Annotated in this window: 3 protein-coding genes; 2 read left to right on the forward strand and 1 reads right to left on the reverse strand. The window is 75.8% G+C overall.

Features of this window, described 5'->3' with window-relative positions; all coding sequences use genetic code 11:
- Positions 1-142 precede the first annotated feature (142 nt).
- A complete protein-coding gene (locus ACFVFS_RS37320; RefSeq protein WP_380629432.1) occupies positions 143-310 on the forward strand; it encodes a hypothetical protein in 168 nt (55 codons plus the stop codon).
- A gap of 30 nt (positions 311-340) precedes the next feature.
- Here the strand turns inward: ACFVFS_RS37320 and ACFVFS_RS37325 are convergent, their stop codons facing one another.
- Positions 341-2,173: a regulator gene (locus ACFVFS_RS37325; protein WP_380629434.1), complete on the reverse strand. Its 1,833-nt coding sequence runs from the start codon at positions 2,171-2,173 to the stop codon at positions 341-343.
- Between the two features lie 488 nt (positions 2,174-2,661).
- Between ACFVFS_RS37325 and ACFVFS_RS37330 the strand changes: the two genes are divergently transcribed.
- Positions 2,662-4,047: an MFS transporter gene (locus ACFVFS_RS37330; RefSeq protein WP_380629435.1), complete on the forward strand. Its 1,386-nt coding sequence runs from the start codon at positions 2,662-2,664 to the stop codon at positions 4,045-4,047.
- Positions 4,048-4,154: the final 107 nt, after the last annotated feature.

Here is a 4,154-nt window from a genome sequence, read left to right on the forward strand (position 1 = left end):
GGTCCGTCACCGGGCCGGCTGTCGGGGCCGGTGACGGACCGCTCGCCACGATGCCGATCGACCGCTGATCGGATGATCCCCGTTCCACCGCGGGGCGCCGCGTGAGCGCCGGTGATCACCGCCGCCGCGCTCGGCGCTGGTCGTGGGGATCACCACGATCGAGGTGGACGCCGGCCGTCGGCGGTCCTCGACCGCGGCCGCCCTGGTCGGCGCGGGCATGTTCGCGGTGCCGCTGTTCCCGCCGGCGGCGCAGCAGCTGCGCGGGGACGCCCGGCCGCCGGCCGCCGTCGGGGCGGCCGGCCGCGGGTGAACGCCGAGAGCCGGCGGGACCGCGGGGCGGTCAGATCACCCCCGCCTGGCGGGCCGTTTCCTCGAACGCGCGCGCCACCGGGCTGCCCCGGTAGGGGGTGAGCCGGCGGTGGAAGTCGCGCACGTACTCCAGCGACCGGGCCGAGCGCATCTCCCCCGCCGCCCGCAGCGCGTCGGTCGCCATGCCGCAGGCCTCGTCGAGGTCCCCCATGCCGAGCCGGGCGGTGGCCAGCACCAGCCGGCAGAAGATCCGGCTGCGGGCGTACGCGGGCGAGCGCAGCCGCAGCGACTTCTCGGCGTGCTGGGCGGACGTGCGCCACTGCTGGAGGTCCCGGTAGCAGTGCGCGAACTCGTCGGAGAGCTGCGCCTCGTCGAAGAACCGGGCCCAGGACGGCAGGTCGTCGCCGGTCCGGGCGGCCGCGAGCGCCCGCTCGGCCCGGACCAGCGCGGTGGTGCAGGAGCGGACGTCGCCGAGCAGGCCGTGGCCGCGCGCCTCGGCGGCGTGCAGCAGCGCCTGCACGGTCGGCGGCACCGCCGTGCCCACGCCCTGCTGGGCGACCCGGGCCAGCTGGACGGCCTCCCGGCCGTGGCCGAGGTGCACCGCCTGCTGGCTCATCGTCACCAGGACGTACCCGCCGAGCGCGCGGTCCCCGGCGGCCTGGGAGAGCCGCAGCGCCTGGACGAAGTAGCGCTGGGCCAGGCCGTGCGCGGCGATGTCGAAGGACGTCCAGCCGGCCAGCCGGGTGAGGTCCGCGACGGCGCCGAACAGGGCGCGGCCGATCTGCTCGCCGTAGCGGCCGCGCAGCATCGGCTCGGCCTCGCTCTCCAGGTAGCGGACCAGCGCCTGGCGGGCGTGGCCGCCGCCGTAGGCGTGGTCCAGCGCCCGGAAGAGGTCGCCGACGGCGCGGATGGCGGCGATGTCGCCGCGGCCGACGCGCAGCGCCGGGCGCTGTTCGCGGCCGGGGTCGTGGTACGGCGGCTCGACGGCGATCGGCGGGCGGCGGCTCTGGGTGGGCACCCGGGCGCCGAGCGCGGCGGACCCGGCGGCACCGGCCGTGGGGGCGCCGGCGGCCGGGGCGGAACCGGTCCTGGCGGTCGCGGAGGGGCCCCGGGTCACCGGGCCGGCGGGCGCGCCGGGCGGCCCCGCGGACAGCGGCGCGCCGGGCCCGGGGTCCGGCCGGGCCAGGGTGGAGCCGTCCCTGGCGACCCGCTCGTCGGTGCGGCCGATCAGCCAGTCCCGGCTGGGCACCACCAGGCCGGCCGGGGTGAAGGCGATCCGGCGCAGCTCGGACTGCGGCCCGTTGTCCTTGCGCCACATGCTCGCCACGATGTCCACCGCCTCCTGCGGCGTCTCGGCGAACTCCAGGCCCGCGTAGACCGGGGCGCAGGCGTCCAGGCCGAGGTCCTGGGCGGTGAGGCGGCGGCCGAGCCGGCGGGTGAACACCTCGGCGATCAGCGCCGGGGTGGCGCCGCGGGGCTGCTGGCCGCGGAGCCAGCGGGTGACGGAGGTCTTGTCGTAGCGCAGGTCGAGGCCGTGCTCCAGGCCGAGCTGGTCGACCCGACGGGCCAGGCCGGCGTGCGAGAAGCCGGCCTCCTCGATCAGCGCGGCGAGCTGGAGGTTCTGGGTGGCCCCGGCCGACTGGTGCCGCTCGGGCGCGTGCCGCTCGACGGCGTGGCGCTCGCCGGCGTGCCGTTCGGGCACGTGCCGGTCGGCGGGTGTGGCCTGCTCGGGCAGCCGCGGGTCGTCGGCGGCGGTCGGGGCGTCGGGGGCGTCCGGAAGGGTCCGGCCGACCGGACCCCGGTGCTGGTCGATCGGGTCGAGCGGTCCGTACGCCGGGCTGTCGGTTGCAGGCCTTTGGGGCATAGTCAGTCAACACCTCTCGGACGCCGCACCGGCTCCACCAGCGGTTCGGCTGCCTGTGGCGACGCCCCCTGTCGGGAATCGGCGTGAATGTAGCGAGCATTCGGGCGCTATGGGTGGTTCTGACCGAGCAATCCTCCGAACGGGTGAAGCATCCGCGCCCATTGTGGGGAAGACACTTCAGGATGGGTTTGGCTTGGAGGACGCTCGCCGGCCACCGGCCTCGACGCCACCGCGATGGCGGGAAACACCACAGTTCAGAGGGGTTCCGTAGGGGGCCGGCACACAGGGGCGGGGCCGCCGGACTCCCCCCGTTCGCGGCCCCGGACACCGCCCCGCCCCACCCGCCCGCGGACGCCCGGGCACCGCCGGGGAGTGGGTGTCACGCCCATGTCAGGAAACCGAGATGTGGCGGCCGGTCACATCGTGCGGGACTCCCGCGCTTCCTACCGTGTGCCGACACCCTCCCCCGAGCCTGGAAATGGTGAGCCATGACGGCTGTCCCGGATCCATCGGATCGCGCAAGCCGGAGTTCGCTGCCCCGAGTCGTGGCGGCGAGCCTGATCGGCACCACGATCGAGTGGTACGACTACTTTCTCTACGGAACCGCCGCGGCGCTGGTGTTCGGGAAGCTGTTCTTCCCGCACAGCGATCCGCTGACCGGAACGCTGCTCTCCTTCCTCACCTACGCGATCGGCTTCGCGGCACGGCCCGTCGGCGCCCTGGTGTTCGGCCACTTCGGCGACCGGGTGGGGCGCAAGAAGCTGCTGGTGGTGAGCCTGCTGCTGATGGGCGGATCGACCACGCTGATCGGCTGTCTGCCGACCTACGACTCGATCGGGGTGGCTGCCCCGGTGCTGCTGACCGCGCTGCGGCTGGTGCAGGGGTTCGCGCTCGGCGGGGAGTGGGGCGGCGCGGTGCTGCTGGTCTCGGAGCACGGGGACGCGCGGCGGCGCGGGTTCTGGGCGTCCTGGCCGCAGGGCGGGGCGCCGGCCGGCAACCTGCTGGCGGCCGGGGTGCTGTCGCTGATGACGGCCGTGCAGTCGGACGCGGCGTTCCTGGCGTGGGGGTGGCGGGTGCCGTTCCTGCTCTCGGCGGTGCTGGTCGGGGTCGGGATGTGGATCCGGCTGGCGGTGGACGAGTCGCCGCTGTTCAAGGAGGCCCTGGCCCAGGCGGAGCGCCGCGGGAAGGCCGAGCAGCCGCCGCTGGTGGGGGTGTTGCGGCACCACTGGCGGGAGGTGCTGGTCGCGATGGGCGCGCGGATGGCGGAGAACATCTCGTACTACGTGATGACGACCTTTGTCCTGGCCTACGCCGTCTCGCACGTGCACCTCCCCAAGCAGACCGCGCTGAACGCCGTCCTGATCGCCTCCGCCGTCCAGTTCGCGCTGATCCCGCTCTTCGGGGCGCTCTCCGACCGGGTCGGGCGCCGGCCGGTGTACCTGGTGGGTGCGGTCGGCGTCGGCGTGTGGGCGTTCGTCTTCTTCGGGCTGGTGGACACCGCGTCGTTCGGCTCGCTGGTGCTCGCGGTGACCGTCGGCCTGGTCTTCCACAGCGCGATGTACGCGCCCCAGGCCGCCTTCTTCTCCGAGCTGTTCGCCACCCGGCTGCGCTACTCCGGGGCCTCGATCGGCGCCCAGTTCGCCTCCGTGGCGGCCGGCGCCCCGGCCCCGCTGATCGCCACCGCGCTGCTGAAGGACTACGGCAGCTCGACGCCGATCTCGGTGTACGTGGCGATCGCGGCCGTCGTCACGGTGCTGGCGGTGCTCTGCGGCCGGGAGACCCGCGGCCACGACCTCGCGGAGGTCGAAGGGGCGGCGGCGGAGCCCGGCGGGGCGGGCACGGCCCCGGTGGCCGGGAAGGCGGCCGCGGTCTGACGGACCGCCGGCGGCCGGGGGTGGGGGGGGGCCACCGGCTGCGCCGCCGCCCCCCCCCGCCCGGGGGGCCGCCCCGCGACCAGGGGGCGGCGCGCCCCCCGCCCCCG

This window comes from Kitasatospora sp. NPDC057692, from assembly GCF_042799475.1.
Lineage (GTDB): Bacteria > Actinomycetota > Actinomycetes > Streptomycetales > Streptomycetaceae > Kitasatospora.

Coding starts and splice junctions, on each gene's coding strand:
- ACFVFS_RS37330 (WP_380629435.1), top strand. CDS start 2,662: ATGACGGCTGTCCCGGATCCATCGGATCGCGCAAGCCGGAGTTCGCTG.
- ACFVFS_RS37325 (WP_380629434.1), bottom strand. CDS start 2,173: ATGCCCCAAAGGCCTGCAACCGACAGCCCGGCGTACGGACCGCTCGAC.